This is a genomic window from Marinilabilia sp. (assembly GCF_016278715.1).
GTDB lineage: Bacteria > Bacteroidota > Bacteroidia > Bacteroidales > Marinilabiliaceae > Marinilabilia.
The window spans coordinates 1-25,815 of record NZ_JADQBH010000295.1 but is presented as its reverse complement, the minus strand read 5'-3'; the positions used below and the strand labels follow the sequence as shown (position 1 = coordinate 25,815).

The following is a 25,815-nucleotide window of genomic DNA, read 5'->3' as shown; positions in this document are numbered from 1 at the left end:
GATCTAGAATGGGGGTTTCTACTTCCAGGTAATCTTTAGCGTTAAAAAACTCACGCATGGAATTGATGATGCGGGTTCTTTTCCTGAAAGTATCGCGCACGTTGTCATTTACAATGAGGTCAACATAGCGCTGACGATAACGTTGTTCCGGGTCGGTAAATGCATCGTAAATTTTTCCGTCCTTTTCTTTAACCACCGGCAACGGGCGTAATGACTTTGCCAAAACCGTCAGGGCCGTAACATGAACTGAAATCTCGCCCATTTGGGTTTTGAACACAAAACCTTTAATGCCAATTATATCTCCAATATCCAGTAATTTCTTAAATACGGTGTTGTACAAAGTCTTGTCTTCGTCCGGGCAAACGTCATCCCGACGCAGGTAAATCTGAATCCGTCCCTTTTTGTCCTTTAGTTCGGCAAAAGATGCGCTTCCCATGATGCGGCGACCCATGATGCGGCCGGCCAGACTCACTTCTTTAAAAGCATCCGGGTTCTCTTCAAAACCTTCTTTGATGTCTTCGCTGTAGTGGGTAACGGAGAATTCTTCTGCCGGGAATGGGTTGATTCCCAGTTTCTCCAGTTCACTCAAACTCTCTCGTCTGATGATTTCCTGTTCGCTCAGTTCCAGTTGATTCATGTTAATTCGCGTATTGTTTTGTTCGGTGGAATTTTTCTTCTGTGATGGCCGGAAAGATATTCCGTAAATTGTTTCGTTTTTTGGTTTAGTTCAAACGCAAAAAAAGCTGATTCTCACGGCTTTTTTTATGTGGAAACAACTCCCATAAATGAAAAAAACAGCACAAAGATAGTGATTACCTGTGAAAACCAATTCTTAACCCGTTAACTTCTTAGAATTTGTCTTAATAGAATGGTTCAGATTCGGATAGGTAGAACTACTATTTCCGCCAAAAGGTGAGGATTTAAATAAAACTTTTCGACTTTAAAGTTGTTTTATTTAATCTGATGGAGCCGTTCTTAAAAGAGTTGTTTTCTTTTCAGCCACGTCGAAATTCTTTTAGTTGCTACCATTCGATGGTTGAATAGTTATTAATGACCTGGTGTAGTGAAGAACTGACAATAGAGACTTTTGGGAATAACCTTCTCTGGTTATTTATTATTCTTCAATGAGTGTTTTCAATCAATTGGCATACAATATATAACCGGTGATCGTAAAAACCCATCATTGTTATTTAAAATCATTTTAATTAAACTTGCAGTATTAGAAATTTTGGTGAGGTTGAAAAAAGACAATGTAATGAACATAGTATCTGAGCGAAAAAGGAAGCCTGCGTGGCTTAAAATTCAATTACCCAATACAGGCGATTATCACTGGATGAATAAAACCATCCGGGATCATAAGCTTCATACGATATGTACGAGCGGAAAATGTCCCAACTCGGCCGAATGTTGGGGAAATGGAACGGCTACTTTTATGATTTTGGGCGATATCTGTACCCGCTCCTGTAAGTTTTGTAATGTGAAAACCGGGAAACCTGATGCGGTAGACTTTAAGGAACCGTTTCGTATTGCCCGTTCTATTCAGATTATGAAACTGAAACATGCTGTAATTACATCGGTTGATCGCGATGATCTGGAAGACGGTGGTGCCGGTATTTGGGCAGAAACTATTCGCAAAGTGAAAGAGTTGAATCCCGGAATTACGCAGGAAGTTCTGATTCCCGACTTTAACGGTCTCAGGCATCTTATTCAACAGGTCATCGATGCCGCCCCCGAAGTTGTGAGTCACAACCTGGAGACAGTACGTCGCCTGACGCCTCAAATCAGGAGTAAAGCCAAATACGATTTAAGTCTTAGGGTGTTGGAATACATTGCCTCGACCGATGTAGTTCCCAAATCGGGAATTATGTTAGGCCTGGGAGAGCAACCCGAAGAGGTGCTTGAAACTATGGATGATCTGATTGCTGCAGGGGTGAAAGTGCTGACCATTGGGCAGTATCTTCAGCCGTCGCCGAAGCATCTGGAGGTGGTGGAATACGTTACGCCGGAGCAATTCGCCTTTTACAAAGAGGAAGGGTTGAAACGCGGGTTTAAATATGTGGAGAGTGGTCCGCTGGTTCGTTCTTCATATCATGCCGAGAAACATATTAATGCATTGAAGTAATGGATGAGTCATTAACCATTTTTGAAGATCTCGGAGAGATTGATTACAAGAAAGCCTGGGATTATCAGGAAGAGCAGTTTTCTCGCGTTGTGGATAGTAAACTGTTCAACAGGGAACATCCGGGAGCCGAAAAGGAAATAGAGCATCATCTGATTTTTTGCGAACACCCGCATGTTTATACACTGGGTAAAAGCGGTCAGGCCAACAATCTGCTCATTCAGGACGACTTTCTGAAGAAGATCGATGCACAATTTTATAAAATCAACCGTGGTGGAGATATTACCTATCACGGTCCTGGTCAGATTGTTGGATATCCGATATTCGACCTGGAGCAAATGAAGCTTGGGATAAAGGAATATATCCACAAGCTGGAAGAGGCTATCATACTAACTGTCGCTGAATACGGCATAAAGGGAGGACGGCTGGAGGGAGCAACAGGGGTTTGGCTGGATACCAATACCCCGCAGGCACGAAAGGTCTGTGCTATTGGGGTTCGGGCCAGTCGTTATGTGTCCATGCATGGATTTGCCCTGAATGTAAATACCAACCTGGAGTATTTTAACTATATTAATCCGTGTGGATTTGTTGACAAGGGGGTCACTTCCATGCAAAAAGAGTTGAATGGAGAGGTGGATATGGAAGCAGTGAGGACCAGACTTAAAAATAACCTGAAAAAGGTTTTTGGTTTGAGTTTTATGGCATAGTGGAAATGGATTAGCATTTATTCTCCGTTGTGTGTTGATAACTTTTCGGAATATAAAGGCCGGAATAGTTTGTAAAAAGTTATTTTTTGAGAAAATTTAATATCTCAAATGTGAGTGTGTGAAAATGGAAAAAAGATGGAGCATAAAAGAGAATCCAGAAAATGATATTGAAGCCGAACTATCTGATTTTGAGGATATAGGTCCCGTATTGGGACGGCTTCTGGCATTGCGTGGTGTGAGAAATAGTGAGGAGGCCAGATCTTTTTTTAATCCCAGCATTTCGGATCTGCATGATCCTTTTTTGATGAAGGATATGCACAAGGCTGTTGAACGCATTCAAAAGGCGCTCTCCGAAAAGGAGAAAGTGCTGGTTTATGGCGACTACGATGTGGATGGAACCACCAGTGTGGCGCTGATTTATTCCTTTCTTCGGAAAATTCATCCTGATATCAGTTATTACATTCCAGACCGCTATGAAGAGGGATATGGTATTTCGTATAAGGCCATTGATATGGCTGCTGATGAACATATCGGGCTTGTTATTGCGCTGGATTGTGGAATCAAAGCAGTCGAAAAGATCGAATATGCCCGGGAAAAGGGGGTTGATTTCATTATTTGTGACCATCATACTCCGGGAGATGCATTGCCTAAGGCTGCGGCCTGCCTGGATCCCAAGCAGGCAGACTGTTCCTATCCAGAAAAAAATCTTTCCGGTTGTGGCGTCGGCTTTAAGTTGTTGCAAGCTCTTTGTGTGAAGCAGAATATTGACAATGACCATCTGTTTCAATATCTCGACCTGGTGGTTGTTAGTATTGCTTCCGATGTGGTTCCCATTATCGGAGAAAACCGGATTCTGGCTGATATGGGGCTGCGAAAACTGAATTCCAATCCCGGAACCGGGCTGAAAAGCATCATGCGTGTGTCGGGAATGGCGGGCAGGGAGCTGACCGTAAGTGATATTATTTTCAAAATTGGTCCACGGATTAATGCTGCAGGGCGTATTGAGTCAGGAAATGATGCAGTGGCCCTTTTGGTAAGCGAGGATGAGAATAAAGCTTATGGTATGAGTCGCACCATCAATGAGTGCAATGAAACCCGAAAGGATCTGGACCGAAATATTACCCGTGAAGCCTTGGCATTACTGGGAAACAATGAGATACAAAAGGATAAAAAAACAACAGTGCTCTTTCAGCCCGAGTGGCACAAGGGCGTAATTGGGATTGTGGCTTCACGGTTGACCGAGAATTATTATCGTCCAACCGTTGTTTTGACTCAATCCAAGGGGATGATTACCGGATCAGCCCGGTCGGTGGACGGATACGACCTTTATCATGCTATCGAAGCCTGTCAGGATTTGCTGGAAAATTTTGGAGGACATACCTATGCGGCAGGACTTACTCTGAGACCTGAGAATATACAAGCCTTTACCGAAAAGTTTGAGCGTGTGGTAGCCGATACTATCCGTCCCGAGCAAATGGTGCCCCAGATTGAAGTGGATGCCGAAATTAGTTTGGGTGACATTACGGTGGAGTTTTATCGCAATCTGAAACGTTTTCACCCCTACGGCCCCGGCAATCTGAAACCGGTTTTTGTGACCCGCAACGTGTATGATTTTGGAACCAGTAAAGTGGTAGGTAAAGAGAAAGAACATCTGAAACTGGAACTGATAGAGAGTACTTCCCCAAAAATTATTAAAGGCATCGCTTTTGGAAAGGGGCATCTTTTGAATAAAATTCAGGAATCGCAGCCTTTCAACATTTGCTATACTATAGAGGAGAGTCTTTATGAAGATCATCAACCTTTTCAGCTGATGGTGAAGGATATTAATTTTGAGTAGAAAAGCAATTGAACCATAAAAAAAAAAAGGTAACCCTTTACAGGTTTGGCGGTCTCTGAACCGCCACATTATGACCGTTTAGCAATCAGATATGGCGGTTTCTTTGCTAGCAAAGCGGCAGACCTGAAGCCGGACGATCCTTTTTGATGCCCCAGACAAAATCTATCCTGCAAAATGAGATTATGTGGGGCAAAGCTATAAGCATGACATAAAAAAACGCGGTGCAAGGTTTATCCTGCACCGCGTTTTTCATGGAATTATTCAAGAGTTATTTTACCACCACTTTGGTTGAGGTGTTGTCCACCACCACGATGTACAATCCGGGGGCTACGTTTACTGAAACGTTTCCTCCTGTATGGTCCTGGCTGAAAACTTTTGCGCCGGAGAGTGCATAAATGGCTACTTTACTATTGTTGCAGTCATTTATTACTATATTCCCTTTATTGACCAAAATGTTATTTGTGTCAAAATTGATTTCTGTTCCAATTGAGAGAGCAGGGTCTTTTACGAAAATAATGTTGTCAATGAAAATATCAAATGCAGCATCGGATTGAATAGCTAGTTGTTTAAAATCAAAAACTTCATTGTCTGTGATGTCATAGGTTAGAGTGACCCACTCACCTGCAACTGTGATATCCTGGTATTTTTCATATTTTATTCCTAGGTTATAGTCTCCAGCATTTGGGTCAGAGATGCTGTTATCTCCATGTAATTTGATGGTTGCCTTGGTGGTTCCAGCCGGAAAGCTGGGTACATACACATCAATTGAATAGGATATGTAATTTGGTTTGAACAGGTCTCCGGCATCACTCCATGTTGCAGCCGCCTCATTCCAACTATTAGGGTTAAATTTTAAGGCGTAGGATGATGAGTTGACCGTATTTGAGGATGGATTACTTAAAACTTCGAGTGTTGAGCCGTTCCAGGAGTATAAAGGTGAAGTCCCGTCCTCGAAATCAGCAATGATAACTTCATTTTGTGCAAATGAGGCAGTTACACATAAAGCCAAAGCAATTAAAGAGTAAATTTTCTTCATAATGTTGAATTTTTAAAGTTTAGATTAATAAATTAGGTAATGTTAACAAATGTACAGAACAGAACACAAAAGACCAATAGAGGATTTTATTTGAGGTTCCTTTTTTTATGGGATATCTTCAAAATGTGATGAGTGAGCAGATAAAATTGATTAATGATTGATAGTCAGAGATAAGTAATTCTTCCGGGTGTTTTTTGTTTTGGCACATCCGGGAGTAGATTTAATTTGCCAAGGAGAGAATTGATGAACGATAAGATGAGATTTTTTCAAATCAAATTCATTTAGAACTATTGTAGTTTTCAGCTAATTGGGCATCATGATAGATTATTTGTGAATTATTCAGGTTAGAGTCCAAAAATTTAAGGATGTGTTGTATATTTGTACAAAACAAAATAAAGCTGATTAACTATGAGAAATTTGCTTAGCCAACCATTAATTGCCATTGTTTTGTCAGTAGCATTGGTGTTTTCAGCCTGCCAGTCGGGCCAGAAAAAAGACAATAAAGATGAGAATAAAACTGCCACTTCGCAGAAGATTAATAAGGAAGAAATAGAGCAGGATGTTCGTGAGTTTGTCTATCCGCTTCCTACTACTTTCGAAGTGACCGAGATGCTCAACCGCATCGGAGCTTCTTACATTCTGACTTTGTCGAATCAAGCAGAAAATGTGGATAAATATCTGACCGAAACCAAGCAGGCTCTGAATCTTGGCGTTTACGGTGCCGACCTGAGTTATGCAAGTACCTACAATCAAAAGCAGCAGATTGTTTCCTATATGGAGGCATCCAGGAAATTAATTGATGCTTTAAATATCTCTGGTGCTTTGCCTGCAGATATTATTGACCAAATAGAGCAAAATGAAGACAACAAGGACAAGCTGGTGGAGATTATTACCAATACTTTCTATAACACTTATGAATATCTGAATGTCAATCAACGGGGGGCCGTGAGTATGCTGGTGCTTTCAGGTAGCTGGGTAGAGGCCCTTTATATAACCACCAATATTTCTGAAGATACTTATCAGAATAAGGAGATGGTGAAGATTGTGATGGAGCAGAAATCGTCTCTGAACAAGCTTCTTCAACTGATGAAGAATTATGAGTCGGATGCAGCTGTTGCCGCTGTGATTGAGCAGTTGACCCCATTGTCCGAAATCTACAATATGGTTGAAGACAATGCTATTTCCGAGAAACAGATGAATATGATTATTGATGAGGTTGCGAAAGTCAGAAAAGATTTTGTGGAATAATCGAAACGTTTGCCTCTTAACGAGTTTATGGCCATTCCGCTTTCAACGGAATGGCTTTTTTGTTTGAGGTACTTCTGGTAACAGGAGAATCTCTGGGTTGACGAGTTTTTTTTTGTATCTTCACATTATTGATAAATACACCTGTAAGGCTTGGTTTTAAGGGGTTAAAGATATTTTGTTTCCCACATTCCTGTAGAGTCGCGGAACAGAACTCACCCACTTAATGCCAATCAGATAGAACTTTGAGTCTGCAACGAAGATATTGGCAACAAAGAACATTTTAGGAGTGGACTCAATTTTGGATAACTCAATATATTAAAGTATGCCTGCAATGGAACAAACAATGAGTGAAGCTCTGCTGGAGTCGTTGATGAAGCTCTTTGCACTGCTCACCGATATCAAAACTGAAAGCAAGACGGGAAGAGCGCGTTTCATGGTCGAGGACTTTCTGGGGAGACACTTCAATACCGAATATGTTCAACAGTATCTGGAGAAGTTTGATGAATTTCTGTCCAGGTATCATGCCCACATATACAGCAATAATCAGGAACTTATTGAAAAACAGTCGTCGGATAACCAAAGCCGGATACTGAATATTTGTAATCAGATTAACCAGGAACTGGAGCAGGAACCAAAGATTATTTTGTTTGTGCAGCTATTGGATTTTCTTAAGAAGGAAGATACCATAAGCGAGGAGGAGCATTACTTTGTGGATTTGCTTGCTGAGAATCTGAAAATCGATTCTCAGGACTATGACAATCTGAAAACTTTTATTTTGGAGACGCCCGAGGCGGTGAACGATAAAGGTTCTCTGCTCTATATTAGTGGCGATAAGGATGCCCCCGACCCCATGGTGAAAATCATTTACAACCCCAAGCAGCAGGTGATTGTTTGGGTGTTGCGGGTGCGAAGTACTAAAACATTTATTTTCAGATACGCCGGCTCACGGAACCTTTACCTCAACGGTCATAAGGTTGAACAAAACCGGACCTACATTCTTGCCGTGGGTGCGGTCATTAAAACCTCACGGATGCCGCCGGTTTATTACGGAAGGGTTGCTGAGAAATTTATTCACCGCATCGACAAGGCACGGATTATTTACAGGGCCGTGGATGTATCCTATAAATTTAATAACAATCAGATAGGGATTCATCGTTTCAGCTTTACCGGACGATCCGGACAGTTGGTGGGAATAATGGGTGGCAGTGGAACAGGAAAGTCCACTTTGCTGAATGTGCTGAATGGAAACTATAAGCTGAGTAACGGGATTATTTCTATTAACGGGTTTGACCTGCATGAGGATAAAGAGCATTTGGAGGGTGTTATCGGGTATGTGCCACAGGACGATTTGCTGAAAGAAGAACTGACTGTATTTGAGAATCTCTACTTTAATGCCCGCCTGTGTTTTAGTGACCAGAGCCGTGAAGAAATCCTGAGACGGGTGGACAATGCCCTCCAGGATTTTGATTTGGTAGAAGCCCGTGATCTGGTTGTGGGAAACCCTCTGAATAAGATTTTGAGCGGTGGTCAGCGAAAACGCCTGAATATCGCTTTGGAACTGATACGTGAGCCCTCTGTTTTATTTGTTGATGAACCAACCTCGGGCCTTTCGTCCATGGACTCTGAAAAAGTGATGTCCCTGTTAAAGCGTCAGGTACTGAAAGGTAAGCTGGTGGTTATTAATATTCATCAACCTTCATCCGATCTGTATAAAATGCTGGATAAACTGTTGATGATCGATAAAGGCGGATACATCATCTTCAACGGAAATCCGATGGATGCCATTGTCTATTTCAAGAAAATGGCCAACTATGTGAACCCTGAAGAACGTGAATGTTATGTTTGCGGCAATGTGAAATCGGAACAGGTTCTTCGCATTGTGGAGGCACGAATGGTCAACCCTTATGGTAAGCTGATTCGTAAGCGAAAAGTGTTACCTGAAGAGTGGTACCGGTATTACCTGGAAAACTTTGAAAGTAAGTTTCAGTGGAAAGTTAAGCGAAAACTGGATCGAAAAGAACCTCTGCCCGATAATCTCTATAATATCCCCAACCGGCGCAAACAATTTTTGATTTATACATTGCGTGATGGCCTTTCCAAACTCAAAGACCGGCAATATATGCTCATTAATATTCTGGAAGCTCCTGTCCTGGCTCTGATTCTTTCCTTTTTCACCAAATATCTGGCAGGTTCGGGGGGAGACCCTTCGGTTTATGTGTTTTCCGAAAATGTGAATATTCCTGCTTATTTGTTTATGGCAGTGGTTGTTTCTCTGTTTATTGGAATGAATGTGAGTGCCGAAGAGATAATTAAAGATCGGAAATTGTTGCAACGGGAATCTTTTCTGAATCTCAGCCGATTTAGTTTTCTGAATAGTAAAGTGCTGATACTCTTTGCAATTTCTGCAATTCAATCGCTAATGTTCGTGTTGATAGGAAATAGCATTTTGGAAATAGAAGGCCTAACCTGGAGCTATTGGCTAATATTGTTTTCCACAGCCTGTTTTGCCAATATGCTTGGGTTGAATATCAGCAGTGGATTGAATTCTGTGGTAGCCATTTATGTTTTGATACCACTGATTCTGGTGCCTCACCTCTTGTTCAGTGGTGTTATTGTCAGTTTTGATAAGCTGCATAAATCCATTGCCAGTGAGCTTTATGTTCCCCTGATTGGCGATGTGATGGTTTCCAGGTGGTCATACGAAGCGCTGGCCGTCAATCAGTTTAAAAACAACGATTACGATGCTATTTTCTTTGAAGAAGAGCAGGCAATGAGTAATAATTCCTACTATGCAACCACACTTATTCCCGAATTGCTTAATCATCTGGAGGCAGCAAGATGGTCGGCACGGCGCAATGAATTAAAAGAACAGGTTGCATTTCAGGGAAAACTCTACATTGCTTTCCGTCAGCTGCATGATCGTTTTCCTGATTTGGTTCCTGCAGCAACTGTTTCTTCCTGGACCGAACCATGGAATGAAGAGGTGTTACAAAACGCAGAGCGTGTTCTGAAAAAGGTAAGAGACAATTTTAATGGTGAATACCAGAAATGGAGCCGGAAGCGCAATGCCAAAATGAAGAAACTAATCCATGACCTAGGTTCTTCTGAAGCGGTATTGGCGCTTAAAGAGAATTATCACAACCAGGCGCTGTCTGATATCATGCTTAACAAGAAAAGTGTTGAACAATTTGTCTTCTCCGCAAGCCGCATTGTGAGAAAAAAACATCCCGGTTATATGGAGCCGGAAGGAGATTGGGGAAGAGCTCATTTTTACGCACCTTCCAAGCGACTGGGGTCGTTGACATTTTCCACCCCGGTGTTTAATATGATGATTGTGTGGATGGGGGTGGCGTTGTTGTACGTTACCTTGTACCTGGATCTGTTGAGACGAGTGATCAGCTATTTTGAGACCTTTAAACTCCGCCGTTTACATCGTCGTTTGCAAAAACTTGGAACCTGATAAAATAAAAGAAAACGGGCGTTTCGAGATTTCGAAACGCCCGTTCATTTAAGGCTTAATGTAATCTGGTGTTGAAATATATAACTATTCTAACCCAATTTAACATCTACAGCGTTCAGTCCTTTACGGCCTTCTACGAGCTCAAAAGTAACTTCATCGTCTTCCTTAACTTTGTCGATAAGCCCGGAAGCGTGTACAAAATATTCTTTTTCTGACTCGTCTTCTTTAATAAACCCGAAACCTTTAGTCTCATTAAAGAATTTTACTTTTCCTGTTTTCATTTTAATAAAATTTGTTTGTTAATCATTTCATGAAAGATTGAAGATAATCATTGGGTTCTTTTACCACATTGACAATCAAAATCCTTCATGAGGTTTATTTCTATACAAATAAAAGAACATTCCTGGAATTTTGCATACTTTTTTTGATGAAAATGTTCATTTTAAGTGTTTTTATTCTGATTGGTTTTCTTATTTTTAACATTGGGTTTCTTTTGAAGAAGCAAATACACACATTTAAAACTTAAAAACATGAAGAAAACAATTTTTCCAATGGTGTTGATTTTTATTGCAACAACATTCGCTATGTGTACACAAAAAAATAAAGAGATAGGACTTCAGCTCTATTCTCTTAGAGATGCCATGAAAGAAGCACCGGTTGAGACTGTTAAGGAAGTTGGTGAAATGGGTTATTCTTTCGTGGAGGCTGCCGGTTATGGAGATGGAAAATTTTACGGAATGGATCCTTCAGAATTTAAATCTCTGGTTGAAGAAAGTGGGATGGAGTTTCTGAGTTCTCATACCGGACAAGATCTTCCTGATTCATCTTCATGGGAATCGACTATGGCCTGGTGGGACCAATGTATTGAAGCCCATAAAGCTGCCGGTGTAAAATATATTGTTCAGCCATGGATGGGGGAGAAAGGATACCACTCACTGGATGGATTGAAGCAGTATTGTGAATATTTCAATGAGGTAGGGAAGAAATGCCGGGAGAATGGAATTAGTTTTGGTTATCACAACCATGATGGTGAATTTGCCGAACTTGAGGGAGAGGTTATTTACGACTTTATGCTTCAGAATACTAATCCTGAAAATGTATTTTTCCAATTGGATTTGTACTGGATAAAAGAAGGCGGAAAAAGTGCCGTGGATTACTTCAACAATTACCCCGGGCGTTTTCTGCAACTTCATGTAAAAGATGAAAAAGAACTTGGAGCCAGTGGCGAGATGGATTTCGAATCTTCACTGGCCCTTGCCGACAAAGCCGGTGTTGATTACCTTATTGTTGAAGTCGAAAAGTATGACTTCGATCCTTTGGTTAGCGTTGAAAAGAGTCTTGAATTTCTTCAGAATGCAGATTTTGTGAGACTTTCTTACTCCGATTAAATAAAACATTTCATATTTTTATGGCCGTGGCAGATTTCTGCTGCGGTTTTTTTATCAAATAAATACGAATCCCGGGATTCAGGTTCGAAAGAGGCTTTGTGGCTTGATACGACCTGGAAAGACAAATGATATAAGGATGAACAATAAAAAACTTGGGACTTTTGGTGGCGTTTTTACCCCGTCGGTACTGACAATACTCGGGGTTATCATGTATTTAAGATTTGGCTGGGTTGTGGGCAATGTGGGTCTTATCGGAACCTTGCTGATTGTAACACTTTCGACTTCCATCACATTTCTTACCTCTTTGTCAATTGCCTCCATATCTACCAATACGCAGGTGAAAGCGGGGGGGGCTTATTATATGATTAGCCGTTCGTTAGGGGTTGAGATTGGAGGTGCATTGGGTATTCCTTTGTATCTGGCTCAAACATTGTCAGTAGCCTTGTATGTGATGGGTTTCTCGGAAAGTCTGGTGGCCATTTTTCCGTCGTTGAATATTAAAATTATTGGCATTGTTTCAACTTTAGCGTTGGGTGGCCTGGCCTTATTTTCGACAAAGGCAACCATTAAAGCTCAATATGTTATTCTGGCTGTGATTGCCTTGTCGTTGGTTTCGCTCTTTTTAGGAAAATCTATCGAACAGTCCAGCATTGAGATGTGGGGTGTTCCGGCTGCTAAATCGGTTGGTTTTTGGCAGGTGTTTGCAGTTTTTTTTCCTGCTGTAACCGGAATTATGGCAGGTGTAAATATGTCGGGCGATCTGAAAAATGCCTCCCGCTCCATTCCCAAGGGAACCTTTATGGCGGTTGGAGTGGGGTATGTGATTTATATGGTACTTCCCATTGTTTTGGCCGGGCGTGCAGATGCATCCACACTTGTTTCGGATCCATTAATAATGCGTCGGATAGCATTATGGGGCGGCGCTATTCTGCTGGGTGTATGGGGTGCCTCTCTTTCGAGTGCTGCCGGGAGTTTGTTAGGAGCTCCGCGAGTGCTTCAGGCGCTTACCCGTGATAATGTTGTGCCTAAAAAATTATCTTTTTTATCCAGCGGACATGGAGAGGAAGGTATACCGCGTGGAGGAACCATTGTTACCATCATCATTACGATTGTTTGTGTTATTCTTGGCGATCTGAATGCTATAGCTCCTGTATTGACTATGTTTTTTCTGGCAACTTATGGCATTTTGAATGTGACTGCCGGAATTGAGCATTTTCTGAAGAGTCCTTCCTTTCGTCCAAAATTTAAGGTTCATTGGGGTTTTTCACTGATTGGTGCTATTGGTTGTTTGTCGGTGATGTTTCTGATTCATGCCATCGCGACGGTGTTGGCAGTAGTTTTTATTGTGGGAGTTTTAATATGGCTCCGGCGTCGCCGGTTGAAAACAACCTGGGGTGATGTTCGCAATGGTATGCTTTTACAAATTGCCCGTTTTGTGATGCTGAATGTTAAGCCAATGGACGATCCCAAGAGTTGGCGTCCCAATATTCTAGTGTTTAGCGGTGCTCCTATGAAACGCTGGCATTTGATTGATTTTGCCAGTGGACTGGCCCAGGAAAAAGGGCTGTTTACTGTTGCTACCATTCTTCCGGAAGAAAAGGTGGCACAGGACAAAATATACCAGTACGAAAAACAAATCCGGGATTATCTGTTCGATAAGAATATTCGTTCCCTGGTTCGTGTGATCCGGGCTCAGGATCCTTTTTCAGGAGCGCGGTGTTTAAGTAATGCTTATGGTTTGGGGCCTCTGGTTCCCAATACTATCCTGCTGGGTGACACTACTGATGTCTCCCATCACCAGGGGTATGCAGAGATGATTAACCATTTTTATCAATCCAGAAAGAATGTCATCATTCTCAAGGATGAGCTCCCGCTTCCAGATCGCAATAAAATTAATGTGGATTTGTGGTGGGGCGGGCTCAAAGGCAATGGTGGTTTGATGATGGTGCTGGCCTATATGATGCAGAATAGTCCGCACTGGCAGCAGGTCTCGGTTACCATCAAAATGGTGGTTACTTCACAAAAGGCGGCCGTGGAGGCAGAAAAAAACCTTGATAATCTATTTTCCTCTATTCGTGTGGAATTCAAAAAAAAGATTCTTGTCAGTGAGGAAGAGGGGTTCTTTCAGATACTCTCCAGAGACTCTCAAAATGCTGACCTGGTGTTGTGTGGTCTGAAAAAACCGGATAGCGAATTTTCTGAATACTTTGAAGATTTGAAGATTAAAACAGCATCCATTCAAAGAAAGTTATTCGTGGTTGCTTCCCATGATATTGCTTTTAAAGAGATCCTGAGTTGATGGGGTTTAATAGGGGTAGCTTTCGATTTGATAGTGTATTTTCTCCTTTGTTTGCCCGTCTGCAGGAGGTTTTTGCTGTTATATGGGTTGAAAGGTTAAATTTATAAGTCATTTAGCCTGAGTTGCAAAATGATTTTTTTGTAATTTGCTGTAGGCCAGTCTTACACAGGGTTTCTGTTTGCCTGTTCCCCTTTTTAGTTGTATATTTGTGATAAATTACGGATTTTACCCACCCCTCGGAAATAGCTTTCTCTAATGGGCTCCTTGCCCTTTATGGTTTTTTGAAATTAGTGTGGCACCCGAAGCATGTCTTGTCGTTTTGGAAAGATGTGTTGGTGTATCGACAGAGTATTGGAAATAATAATAAATAAAAACTTTGGATGCCTATGAAATATCAGATCTATTCATTGCATAATTATCGAAAAATTCCCCAAATCGATAAGTTTAGTGAACAGGATTTAAAAAATATCGATGTGGTTGGTCATGTATTGCCCTTTAAAACCAACAATTACGTCGTTGATGAACTTATTGACTGGGATAATTTCCATGAAGATCCGATTTTTATATTGAATTTTCCCCAAAAAGGAATGTTGCATGCTGATGATTTTGGAGATATGGCTTCGGTTCTGAGAAAGGAAACTGACAGGGTTGAATTGAAAAAAGCGGCCAATATTATTCGTCACAAAATGAATCCTCATCCTGCCGGACAAGCGCAAAATGTTCCCGAACTTAATGGACAAAAGCTTGCCGGAATTCAGCACAAATATGATGAAACCATGCTTTTTTTTCCTACCCAGGGACAAACCTGTCATGCTTATTGTACTTTTTGCTTTCGGTGGCCCCAGTTTACCGGCATGGACGACCTTAAATTTGCAATGAACCAGATCGATTATGTCGTAGCCTATCTGAAGGCGCATCCTGAAGTTACTGATATACTCTTCACCGGTGGTGACCCGATGGTGATGAAAGCTTCCATCCTGGATGCCTATATTACCAAACTTCTGGAGGCGGATATTCCCAATTTGCAAACCATACGAATTGGCAGCAAATCCCTTTCTTTTTGGCCTTACAGGTATCTTACCGACAGTGATGCTGATGACGTGTTGAGGGTGTTTGAAAAGGTGACCAAAGCCGGAAAATCGTTGGCTTTTATGGCACATTTCAATCACCACCGGGAGTTGGAAACCCCGGCTCTGGAAAAGGCCGTGTCCAGAATTCGTGCTACCGGTGCTCAGATTCGTTCTCAGTCGCCCCTGCTCAATCATATTAATGCCGATAGTGCTGTCTGGAGCGAGATGTGGCGCAAGCAGGTAAAACTGGGCATGATACCTTATTATATGTTTATTGCTCGGGATACTGGTGCTCAGGAGTATTTCGGAGTTTCTCTGGCACGAGCCTGGGAAATATTCCGGGAGGCTTATATCAAAGTGAGCGGAATTTCACGCACGGTCAGAGGACCGAGTATGTCCTGCACACCCGGCAAGGTTCGTGTTGTTGGAGTGAGTGAGGTGAAAGGCGAGAAAGTTTTTGTTTGTGAGTTTATTCAGGGACGAAACAGCGACTGGGTTGGTCGTCCATTCTTTGCCAAATATGATCGGCGTGCTTTATGGATGGATGATCTTAAACCTGCGTTTGGACAGGAGGAATTCTTTTTTGAAGAAGATTTGGCCCGAATGATGCTCTAAGAAAGAATTAATAGACTGAATGCCTGCATCAATTATAAAATGGTGGGGGTTTTTTTATGATTTATTGTATTTTTGATTTCTCTTTGGAGTTGTGAGGAAATAAGTTGACTATTTTAAGGGCAAGTCATTTCGGCACAATCCCTTTGACAATAAAAATGCATTTGCTGTAAAGCGCTTCGGCGACCTGCCCAATATGGAAGACAAAAAAAAGGGAATAAAATATATAAAGCTGGCTGCAAAAATTGTTTTGAGCGGGGCTATTTTGTGGTATATCTCAACAAAAATTGATGTTGCTCAAATAGGATCGGCGATGCGGCGGGCAAAACTTGAGTGGCTGCTGGCTGCTTTGGGGGTTTATACGGTTTCTCAGGTTGCGGCTGCTCTTCGTTTAAATACTCTCTTTCGGGTTATTCCTATACATATTTCGCAGCGAACCAACCTCCGGCTTTACTGGTTGGGGCTTTTCTATAATCTTTTTCTTCCCGGAGGAGTGGGTGGGGACGGATTTAAAGTTTATATCCTCAATCAGTATTTGAAAGTTCCTGTGAAACGTTCTCTGGGGGCTATCTTTGCCGACCGGCTGTCCGGCCTGACTGTTATTGTGACATTTTTGCTGATTCTGGTACAGTTTATTGATTACACGATTCCATACAAGTTCTGGTTCTTGTTAGCCATTCCAGTACCTCTGGTGGTGTATTATTTTTTTATGAGGTTGGTTCTGCCTCTTTTCATCAAGGCTTTCGCTGTTATTAGTTTCTGGTCAGTAGTGGTTCAGGGCATTCAATTGCTCGCTGCAGTCTGTATTCTTTATGCTTTGGGGGTTGAAAACTCTGGGAATTATGATGACTACTTGTTTCTTTTCTTTTTGTCGGCCATCATGGCCTCTGTTCCAATTACCCTTGGTGGCATAGGAGCCCGGGAATTTACTTTTTTAATGGGAGCCGAATATCTTCATTTACAGCAGGACCTTGCTGTTGCACTTAGCTTATTGTTCTTTCTGGTGTCCGGGGTTTCAGCTCTTCCGGGAATTTGGTATTCTGTTCGGCCGCGAGGGGTATTGAATCATTTCAGCGAAGCTCAAAAGTTCAATCCCTCCAATTGAGGATAAATCTCATCTTTGAATTGCTCCAGCAGTTTTTCACGTGCTTCGCGAAGAGCATAATCGTAACCTCCCGGTCGCATTCCTTTTATGCCGGAGATGGTTCCGTTGAAAATCTCTGTGTGGGTATCAGCCGATAAAACAGAAATGTATAGATCGGCAAATACGAGGTAAACTTCATATCCGTTCCCTTTCTTTATTTCCCCTTTTCTGAAATAGGCGTTTGTAACCACATGGTATTTTGCCTGTTCCGGAGAAAAAGTGAAATTAAAAAAAGTTTCATTCAGCTGCGATTTCAGCCGGTTGGCAAAGGGGGCAGAAGAGGTTTGACTTCCAAAAATGCTCTCGTTGGCATCAAACCATGCGGTTGATTTCTGGAGTTCAATATTAAATGTAGTGTGGGGGATGGTTCCCTGTGGCAGGAAGAATGCAACCAGCGGACTTTCTATGTTTTCTTTTTGAAGTAGTGCCGTGTAATCAAAGGCGGCTGTTACCTGCTGTTTTTTTCTTGAGGATTCCAGCTTTTGAATATAACTGGAGACCTCTCCGCCCGGATTGGTGGTCACTTTTTCCTGTAGAACGCCGGCACCTTCCGTGAATCTGAAATGCAACGGAAAATTGTGTACCGGGATTTTTCTTCCGTCGGGGAGAAAGTATTCAACTTTCACTTGCAAGGGGCTTTCCATGCTTTTGGAAAATGAAATATTATAGTTCGGATTTTCAGGCGTGATAGCGATTTGCCCAAAAAGGCTCCTTAAATCCTGAACGATGTCTGAGCCAAGATTGATATTCCCGTCGATAGTTCTGTAAGCTAAATCATCGCTTAGATGATTTTCCAACGATTCAATGGCTTTGAAATATGCAGCCAGTGAGGCGGTTATTTCCTGATTCTCTTTGAGGCGCCTTGCTTCCAGAAGGTAGGTGGCAGCCCTCTTTTTTGCCATATTCAGGTCCAGTTCATTTCTCCGGCGATATTCGTTTTTGTTCAGTCGCATTAAAACCCAGTACTCCCGCTTATTTTCCCAGGTCTGCACCTCATAACCGGATAAGTTTTCCTCAGCAGAAGTGCTGATTTCTGATTCGAAAGTTTCCTGAAAACGATAATTGTCCTCAAATTGCCGCAAAAGAGAGTTTGCAGAAATATTTACTTCAATTTCTGAAGCCATCTCCCTGAGGGCATCGGCTCTGGCCTTTTTGGCGTAGTCGAGACCTGAGTTTTGACTCTTATAGGCCATCCCGATTCCAATGTAATACTCTTTTTCTGATGGGCGCTTTTTTACCCATTTGGGTTTTGCAGCCTGAGCTGCTGAAATTCCGGCCAAGAGAAGTACCAGGGCGATGAGATAAAATCGACGGGTCATTTTTGTTGAGTTTAAGTGAGGTGTTTATTCTTCGAAAGCCTTGTTATTGGGGCTTTCTTATTACAGACTGAAAAATCTCCGGTTTTCTTGCAGGCACTATTAAAGCTACTTCTGCAATAATTGTTCCACAAGCGGCAGTATTTCATGGTATTCAAATCCTTTCGATACAGCATTGCGGATTACAGCTGCTTTTTGTTGAATGGGCTCCTTGTTTTTTACCTGTTTTATTTTATCCTGGATAATTTCCTGTAATTTATTTCGGTATTCTTGCGGATCAATTTGTTCCAGTGCTTTGCTGATGGTACTTTGTTCGATTCCTTTTTGCCTGAGTTGCCACCATATTTTTTTACGTCCCCATTTGTTGAAGCGGAATTTGTCACGTACGTAGAACGTGGTGTAGCGTTCTTCATCAAGAAACTTTTCCGCCATCAGTTTTTGTAATATTCTTTCAGTCTCTTCGGTGGGAAGGTTCCACTTTTCCAGCTTTTTAAGAATATCCGATCGACAGTATTCCTGGCGTGAGCAGAGTAAAGATGCTTTGTTGAGCGCGGTTTTGTAATCCATTTATCGATTCGGTTTGTTTGTTGATAAAATACTAAAATAGTGATTTTTTGAAGGTTTTTTCGGTCTGTTTTTTATATTTTTAAGGATAATGAAGTTTTTAAAGTCTTGTTTGGTTTTTTTGTTCCTGTCGCTTGTCTCCTACGGACAGGCGACTGAGGAGCGGAACTCTGTGCGATTTATGACCGGATATGTACAAGGCGGAAAACTGCAGATTCATTCTTCCAAAATTGATCATTTCAGAGGTGTTCAACCATATGGAGCCGGATTGGACTTTTCCTGGAAATTTGTCTCTTCCAATGCATATGCGCTTTGTCGATGCTATCCTTCAATGGGTATATCTCTCAACTACTGGAACTTTGGGGCTGCTGCGCTGGGAAATGGCGTATCTGCTCTTTTTTATGTGGAACCCGTGCTTTTTTCTTTTTTCGGTACGGATGTGGCTATTAGGTCGGGACTGGGGGTTACTTATCTGGATAACCCTCATGATGAACTGCGCAACCCGGACAATATTGTTTACAGTACTTCCATTGCGTTTCCACTGATGGCGGGAATATCTCTGGACTATCCCGTTTCTGAAAAATGGTCGCTGCGATTGGTGGCCAATTTTCAGCATATTTCAAACGGAGGTACTAATCAGCCCAATTTGGGACTTAATTATACAACACTGGGGATGGGTGTGGCGCGAAAACTTGATCTGCAGGATTTACCTCCACCTCCTGAAATTGATTCTTATGATGCTTCAAAAAACGAGAAAGGTATCGCTCTGAGGTTTATTGCTGGGCTAAAGGAGCCGGAGGAGAGCGAAAGTAAGGCTGCTGTGCTGGGGCTTACAGCTGAATATTATTCGCAGTTTGCCCGCATCAATGGATGGTCGGCCGGTATGATGGGGGAGTGGGACAGCAGCAGGGCTGGTTCATCTCTGACGCACAACGGGCGATTAAGCGCCATTGCTGGTCATCATTTTCTGCTGGGCCGTTTTGATTTCGGTCAGACTGCCGGACTATACCTGATGCGGGGACATTCAACGCACTCTTTGTGGTTTCAGTATTACACCCTCGATTTTGGATTAAACCAACTTATCCATGTAGGAGTTGGGCTCAAAGCACATGGGAAGGTTGCTGAGTTTTTGGGAGTTCGACTCTCAGTATTTCTTTAATAAACATGTTTAGCTATATCGAAAACGCATTTGGTGGCCATCATGGTGTAGAAGTGAATCAGATTAAACCCGTTGACCAGTAATTCTTTTGATTGGTGGATGGCCCATTCGGTCCCAACTTTAGCAACGTCTTCGTTGGTACTGCATTTAAGGAGCTCCCGGGTAAGCGGTTCAGGGAATTGGGTATGGAATATTTCGGGCAAGACTTTTACCTGACTTAAATAATTGATGGGTTTTAATCCGGGGACAATTGGGACCGTGATTCCTGCTTCTCTGCATTTTTGAACAAATTCAAAAAACTTTGAGTTGTCGAAGAACATCTGTGTGATGATGTATTCTCCACCCGCATCTACTTTTTCTTTGAGACGCAGAATGTCTGCTTCAAGACATGTGGCTTCTTCGTGTTTTTCGGGGTAGCCGGCCACTCCAAAACTGAAAGGTGTTTCGAATGGCTCCATGAAAGTGCCATCCAGAAACTGTCCATTGTTTAAATTGCTCACCTGCCGAATTAAATCAATGGCGTATTTGTTGCTGTCTTCACTGGTCTTAACGAAGTCGTGACGGTTAGAGTTGTCGCCCCGTAGGAGTAACAAGTCATGAATTCCCAGAAAGTTCAGGTCTATTAAAGCATATTCTGTTTCGCTGCGGGTAAAACCGCTACAGATCATGTGAGGAACCACAGGGATTTTGTATTTGTGCTGAATGGATGCTGCCACAGCTACTGTTCCCGGTCGTTTCCGGTAAACATGTGGCACCTTAATGCCTTTTGCATTTGGCTTGTAAACCACTTCATCGCGATGCGAAGTGATGTTGATGTATAACGGATTAAACTCTTTGAGTTGGTCGATGGTGTTGAAAACTTTCCGAATGCTGTTGCCTTTCAACGGGGGCAATAGTTCGAACGAAAATGAGGGCTGATCACTGTTTCTGATCAATTCTGCAACTGTAGGCATAATTTCAGGTTTTTAGTATGAGGTTGCTCCTGAAAATCTCCTGCATCTTGAATTTGACAATATTAATTCGTTTTGGGAGCATACTCAAGAATGCAAAATTAAAATTAATATACCTAATTGCTAAATTTGCTTACAATTTGATGTGTTTTTTAAAAGAAATCAATCAATTTCTTAATTTTTCCGGGTTGCGCCCAGTTCATGGTGCCTTCCATTTTATAGGAGAGCAGAATTTTTTCGATGATTGGGTTTTGAAGTTTTTTCAGAATGGTTTTTGCTTCTTTTTTCGAATAGCAGGGTATAAATGCCTGGAGAGCCTGGTTGGCCTGCCAGTTGCCGTCAAATATTTGTGGAGAAAATCGCTTGCGACCGTAGGCTTCCCATACAATTTTGTAGGGTGCAAAGTTATAGGGCCCAACGCCCAGCATTGCCCACCATATGCCTTTGCTAATCCAGCTGTTGATAAGGGTGCCTTTGCGTATCCGAAGGCGATTTGCCATGCGATTCAAGTAGTGGTGTAATTCCGGCCATTGGTGTATTTCCTTTTTGGAAACGGGTCTCCCGTCGCTTGTGTAGGGCAACAGGACCCAGGCCTTTGGAGCTTTTTCTTCACGAAAATTTGATGCGGTCAGCAGGGGATAAATGAATTCTGAAGGGAGTCTTACTTTCTTATTGAGCAGGCAGGTTTTGTTGTCCGGTTGCTGGCATTCCTTGAAGAAAAAAATGTCGTTGGCGCCACAGGTATTGAGTCCCTGTCGAGGACTATTTTTTTTGTTTAAGGCAATCTTGCTAAACTTGTTTATTTCTTTCGACTGTGTTTGATTGAAAATGCTTAACGGAGCCGATGGAGAGGTAATGGGGGCAGCTTCAAACAGTTCCCATTTGTTATTGTTAAGGATTTTATAATTGATGGGGAATTCTGCTTTTTGGCCTTTCCTGAAGTGAATCAGTCCGTAACGGGTGGATATTTTCTTAAAAACATCTTCTTTGTTGAAGTCAAATACTTCAATTGGCGCAAAAGCAGCAGTGTTTGTTGTGTAGGAGCGAAACGATTCGTGGGCTCCGTCGTTAAGAAGGAGCGACAATGGCATGAAAAGGTAAGCGTCTCCTCGGGGAGAAAGGAAGTTTTGGATGGCTGCTTTGACAATCAGGGCTGCAAGGTCGATTCGGGAGTGCCCCAGTAATAAATTCTTTTTGTTTCCTGTCAGGTTATACTTTTCAAAATAGGGTTTGATTTTCTCTTTGTAGGACGCAGGAAGATCGTTGAAATTTTGCCAGGGAGGATTTCCAAAAATGATGTCGTATGGTTTGGGTGGTAGCTCAAGGATATCCAGGTTGCTAAAATTTTGGGACATATCCATGCCAAAATGTTGGCTGAACCGTTTAAGAGCTAATGTGTAATGCTTTTTGTTCAATTCGTTGCCAAATAGCTTTTGAATTGGCATTTCCTGTGTCTGAAGACCTTTATCAATTCCATACCGGATTAATGCGTCCAGTAAATTGGCCTGTCCCATGGTTGGGTCGAAAATAGTAGCCCCATCCATCCATTGCTGGAAGATGTTGAATCGTTCAATGGCAAACCAAGCCCAGGGAATTGGGGTGAAAACATCCCCAATTCTCAGGTCAGCTTCGGTCGCGATTCTGTTTTCTGTTCCCATTGGCACGGATAATTCAGGTCCTGGGTTATTTATCGGCCAGATTGGTGGGAATCCATTTTTCAAGTTCTTCAGCTGTCATTTTCTTGCGACGGGCAACGTCTGCCACCTGGTCCGATTTGACTTTCCCCACGCCAAAGTAGATGGCATCTGGATGTGCAAGGTAAAGTCCGCTGACCGAGGCATTGGGGTACATGCTGAAATGCTCAGTCAATGTGATTCCTGCGTTTTGCTCCACACTCATCAGGTCAAACAACAAGCGTTTTTCACTGTGGTCGGGGCAGGCCGGGTAACCCAACGCTGGTCGGATGCCCCGATAACGCTCACGTACCAGGTCTTCGTAGTTGAATTCTTCTTCTGGGTTGTAACCCCAGAATTCTTTCCGGACTCTGAAGTGCATCAGTTCAGCAAATGCTTCTGCCAGTCGGTCGGCCAGCGATTTTAAAAGAATGGCATTATAATCATCATGATTTTTTTCGAATTCAGCAATCCATTTCTCGATTCCTTCGCCGGCACTTACTGCAAAGCCGCCAATATAGTCGTCGATTCCTGATTCTTTTGGGGCAACAAAATCTGCTAATGAGTAATAGACCTCTTTGCCCTGTTTTTTTTGTTGTTCGCGCAGAAAATGGAAGGTGGTTTCTACTGTTGAACGTTCTTCGCCGGCATAAACCTCCACGTCATCTCCCACACTGTTTGCAGGGTAGATGCCTATGATGCCGTTGGCCCTGAGCATCTTTTTATCTTGTATTGTCTGCAACATTTGTTGGGCATCATTCCAAAGCTTTAATGCTTCGCCCGCTTTTTCTCTGGCCATGTCCGATTTGAAATTCTCAAGCCAAATTCTCTCTGATGCCTTGTCTGTAACGTTTTCGATGCCACGGTAGCTGCCGGTGAGACGCCAGGCGTGAAAAAAGAATGTCCAGTCGATAAACGGAATAATTTCTTTAACAGGATAATCCGGAAAAGTTTTTATTCCCAGAAAGTTGGGTTTTTTTACCGGAGCTTCCTGCCAGTTGGTTTGCCATTTCTTTTGACGGGCATCCCCGATGCTCAGGTATTCTTTAGCCTTCTTGTTTTTATTGGTTTCTCTCAGGTTATTGTACTCTTCACTGGTTTTTTTGTTGAACCTTTCGTGTTCCTTTGGCGAAAGTAAAGCCCCCACCACTTGTGCACTCATGGAGGCATCCTTCACATAAATCACTGGTCCGGAATAGTGTGGGTCAATCTTTACAGCGGTATGGACTTTAGATGTAGTGGCCCCTCCGATTAGCAGGGGTTGCTTCATGCCTCGTTGCTCCATTTCACGAGCCACATTGCTCATTTCCTCAAGCGACGGGGTAATAAGGCCGCTGAGGCCTACGATGTCGGCTTCTTGTTTTATGGCTTCACTCAGAATTTTTTCGGCAGGAACCATTACGCCCAGGTCCACCACATCATAATTGTTACATGCAAGGATGACACCGACAATGTTTTTTCCAATGTCGTGGACATCTCCTTTGACGGTTGCCATCAGTATTTTTCCTTTTTTTGTATTGGCATTGCCAGAGGCTCGTTTTTCTTCTTCAATGAAAGGCTCCAGCCAGGCAACCGCCTTTTTCATCACCCGGGCAGTCTTCACAACTTGTGGCAGAAACATTTTTCCTGATCCGAAAAGTTCCCCGACTATGTTCATTCCATCCATCAGAGGTTGCTCAATGATGTCGAGGGCAAATTCATATTTGGTTCTGGCTTCCACAAGGTCTTCTTCCAGATAGTCAGGAATCCCTTTTATCAGACTGTGGTGCAACCGTTCTTCCAACGGCTTTTCGCGCCAGATGTCTTTTTTTACCTCTGTTCCCGAGTCTTTCTGGTCTTTTATTTCTTCCGCTTTTTCGATTAAGCGCTCGGTGGAGTCGGGTCGTCTGTTAAGGACAACATCTTCTACCAGCTCCAGTAAATCGGCTGGAATCTCATCGTAGATTTGAAGCATTCCCGGATTAACAATACCCATATCCATTCCTGCCTGTATGGCATGATAAAGGAAAGCGGCATGCATGGCTTCCCGAACCTGATTGTTACCCCGGAAGGAGAAAGACAGGTTACTGACGCCTCCGCTAACTTTGGCATGCGGAAGGTTCTCCTTTATCCATCTGGTGGCATTGAGAAAGTCTATTGCATAGTTGTTGTGTTCTTCAATTCCTGTTCCGATAGCCAGAATGTTGGGGTCGAAGATGATGTCTTCAGGTGGAAAAGCAACATCCTGAGTGAGCAGATTATATGCCCGTTGGCAAATCTCTTTACGGCGCTCCAGAGTGTCTGCCTGTCCTTTTTCATCGAAAGCCATTACAACCACGGCTGCTCCATATTCTTTAATTGCTGTGGCCTGCTTCAAAAATGCTTCTTCTCCTTCTTTAAGGCTGATGGAGTTAACCACCGATTTCCCCTGCATGCACTTTAGCCCTGCTTCCAGTACTTCCCATTTTGATGAATCCACCATCACTGGAAGTGCTGCAATGTCAGGTTCAGCAGCCATCAGATTTAAAAAGGTGACCATCTCCTTTTTAGCATCCAGCATGGCGTCATCCATATTAACATCAATGATCTGGGCCCCTCCTTCAACCTGACTCTGAGCTACGGATAAAGCCTCTTCGTATTTTTCTTCCCTGATGAGGCGGGCAAATTTTTTGGAGCCTGCGACGTTGGTTCGCTCGCCAATATTTACAAAATTGGTAGATTGATCTATAGTCAGGGGGTTGAGTCCGCTTAGTCTGGTTTTTACCTCTACCTTTCCGGGGATATGTGGTTGAGCATCTTTGATGTAATCGGCAAATGCTTTTATGTGTTCTGGTGTTGTTCCGCAGCAGCCTCCAACAATGTTTACCAGACTCTGACTCAGGTACTGGAAGATTTTTGGAGCCATCTCGTCGGGTGTCTCATCGTACTCCCCAAATTGGTTGGGGAGCCCGGCATTGGGATATGCACTGATGAAATGTGGGGTTTTTTCACCCAGTGTTTGAACATACGAACGAAGATCCTCTGCTCCAAAAGAACAATTTAGCCCGATTGAAAATAGCGGGAAGTGGGAAATGGAGATGAGAAAAGCTTCAAGTGTTTGTCCCGATAAGGTGCGTCCGCTGGCATCGGCAACAGTTACGGATACCATGACGGGAAAGTCAGTCAGACCACGTTTCTTAAGCACTTCCCCAATTCCGAATAAAGCGGCTTTGGCATTCAGCGTGTCAAAGATGGTTTCCAGCAGAAGAATGTCG

The 25,815-nt window shown here is 42.6% G+C and carries 18 protein-coding genes; 10 read left to right on the top strand and 8 right to left on the bottom strand.

The genetic code is table 11. The features are described from left to right. A partial coding sequence (locus QZZ43_RS18030) for an OB-fold nucleic acid binding domain-containing protein (protein WP_291862178.1) occupies positions 1-637 on the bottom strand: 637 nt, incomplete at its 3' end. 618 nt (positions 638-1,255) lie between these two features. On the opposite strand from QZZ43_RS18030, the gene lipA reads away from it, so the two are divergent. The 3 genes from lipA to recJ all read left to right on the top strand — a co-directional run bounded on the left by lipA (position 1,256) and on the right by recJ (position 4,663). After that, complete coding sequence (gene lipA / locus QZZ43_RS18025; RefSeq protein WP_291862176.1) at positions 1,256-2,122, top strand: lipoyl synthase; 867 nt, start codon at positions 1,256-1,258, stop codon at positions 2,120-2,122. Further along, the gene (gene lipB / locus QZZ43_RS18020) at positions 2,122-2,826 is read left to right on the top strand and encodes a lipoyl(octanoyl) transferase LipB (RefSeq protein ID WP_291862174.1); all 705 of its coding nucleotides are present in this window, start codon (positions 2,122-2,124) and stop codon (positions 2,824-2,826) included. The genes lipA and lipB overlap by 1 nt, the downstream gene beginning before the upstream one ends. Before the next feature lie 124 nt (positions 2,827-2,950). Beyond that, a complete protein-coding gene (recJ, locus tag QZZ43_RS18015; RefSeq protein WP_291862172.1) occupies positions 2,951-4,663 on the top strand; it encodes a single-stranded-DNA-specific exonuclease RecJ in 1,713 nt (570 codons plus the stop codon). Positions 4,664-4,931: 268 nt separating this feature from the next. Here the strand turns inward: recJ and QZZ43_RS18010 are convergent, their stop codons facing one another. Continuing rightward, positions 4,932-5,699 carry a hypothetical protein gene (locus tag QZZ43_RS18010; RefSeq protein ID WP_291862170.1) on the bottom strand — a complete coding sequence of 256 codons (768 nt, stop codon included), beginning with the start codon at positions 5,697-5,699 and terminating at the stop codon, positions 4,932-4,934. Positions 5,700-6,107: 408 nt separating this feature from the next. Between QZZ43_RS18010 and QZZ43_RS18005 the strand changes: the two genes are divergently transcribed. Further along, entirely contained in the window at positions 6,108-6,947 is an 840-nt protein-coding gene (locus tag QZZ43_RS18005) for a hypothetical protein (protein ID WP_291862168.1), read from the top strand. A gap of 331 nt (positions 6,948-7,278) precedes the next feature. After that, positions 7,279-10,407 (top strand): ATP-binding cassette domain-containing protein, encoded by a 3,129-nt coding sequence (locus QZZ43_RS18000; protein WP_291862166.1) that lies wholly within the window; start codon positions 7,279-7,281, stop codon positions 10,405-10,407. A gap of 89 nt (positions 10,408-10,496) precedes the next feature. On the opposite strand, the gene QZZ43_RS17995 is transcribed toward QZZ43_RS18000, so the two are convergent. Then, the gene (locus QZZ43_RS17995; RefSeq protein WP_291862164.1) at positions 10,497-10,688 is read right to left on the bottom strand and encodes a cold-shock protein; all 192 of its coding nucleotides are present in this window, start codon (positions 10,686-10,688) and stop codon (positions 10,497-10,499) included. 249 nt (positions 10,689-10,937) lie between these two features. Here QZZ43_RS17995 and QZZ43_RS17990 point away from each other — a divergent pair, with 249 nt between their 5' ends. The 4 genes from QZZ43_RS17990 (at position 10,938) to QZZ43_RS17975 (ending at position 16,881) form a co-directional block, all read left to right on the top strand. Beyond that, the gene (locus QZZ43_RS17990; protein WP_291862162.1) at positions 10,938-11,795 is read left to right on the top strand and encodes a sugar phosphate isomerase/epimerase; all 858 of its coding nucleotides are present in this window, start codon (positions 10,938-10,940) and stop codon (positions 11,793-11,795) included. Positions 11,796-11,931: 136 nt separating this feature from the next. Continuing rightward, positions 11,932-14,094 (top strand): Na-K-Cl cotransporter, encoded by a 2,163-nt coding sequence (locus QZZ43_RS17985; protein WP_291862160.1) that lies wholly within the window; start codon positions 11,932-11,934, stop codon positions 14,092-14,094. A 386-nt stretch (positions 14,095-14,480) separates the two neighbouring features. Beyond that, positions 14,481-15,779, top strand: a complete 1,299-nt coding sequence (locus QZZ43_RS17980; RefSeq protein WP_291862159.1) for a lysine 2,3-aminomutase — start codon at positions 14,481-14,483, stop codon at positions 15,777-15,779. A 193-nt stretch (positions 15,780-15,972) separates the two neighbouring features. Further along, a complete protein-coding gene (locus QZZ43_RS17975; protein ID WP_291862157.1) occupies positions 15,973-16,881 on the top strand; it encodes a lysylphosphatidylglycerol synthase transmembrane domain-containing protein in 909 nt (302 codons plus the stop codon). Here the strand turns inward: QZZ43_RS17975 and QZZ43_RS17970 are convergent. Together QZZ43_RS17970 and QZZ43_RS17965 are read right to left on the bottom strand one after the other, a co-directional pair. Continuing rightward, on the bottom strand, positions 16,857-18,239 hold the full coding sequence (locus QZZ43_RS17970) for an LPP20 family lipoprotein (RefSeq protein WP_291862155.1): 1,383 nt from the start codon (positions 18,237-18,239) through the stop codon (positions 16,857-16,859). The genes QZZ43_RS17975 and QZZ43_RS17970 overlap by 25 nt on opposite strands. A 105-nt stretch (positions 18,240-18,344) precedes the next feature. Continuing rightward, a complete protein-coding gene (locus QZZ43_RS17965) occupies positions 18,345-18,803 on the bottom strand; it encodes a regulatory protein RecX (RefSeq protein WP_291862153.1) in 459 nt (152 codons plus the stop codon). A gap of 88 nt (positions 18,804-18,891) precedes the next feature. Between QZZ43_RS17965 and QZZ43_RS17960 the strand changes: the two genes are divergently transcribed. After that, on the top strand, positions 18,892-19,959 hold the full coding sequence (locus QZZ43_RS17960; RefSeq protein WP_291862152.1) for an acyloxyacyl hydrolase: 1,068 nt from the start codon (positions 18,892-18,894) through the stop codon (positions 19,957-19,959). Here QZZ43_RS17960 and QZZ43_RS17955 read toward each other — a convergent pair. The 3 genes from QZZ43_RS17955 to metH all read right to left on the bottom strand — a co-directional run. Further along, positions 19,956-20,912 (bottom strand): methylenetetrahydrofolate reductase, encoded by a 957-nt coding sequence (locus tag QZZ43_RS17955; protein ID WP_291862150.1) that lies wholly within the window; start codon positions 20,910-20,912, stop codon positions 19,956-19,958. The two genes, QZZ43_RS17960 and QZZ43_RS17955, sit on opposite strands and share 4 nt — an antisense overlap. A 149-nt stretch (positions 20,913-21,061) precedes the next feature. Beyond that, positions 21,062-22,567 (bottom strand): SAM-dependent DNA methyltransferase, encoded by a 1,506-nt coding sequence (locus QZZ43_RS17950; protein WP_291862149.1) that lies wholly within the window; start codon positions 22,565-22,567, stop codon positions 21,062-21,064. A 25-nt stretch (positions 22,568-22,592) separates the two neighbouring features. Continuing rightward, on the bottom strand, positions 22,593-25,815 hold a 3,223-nt coding region (gene metH / locus QZZ43_RS17945), incomplete at its 5' end, for a methionine synthase (RefSeq protein ID WP_291862147.1).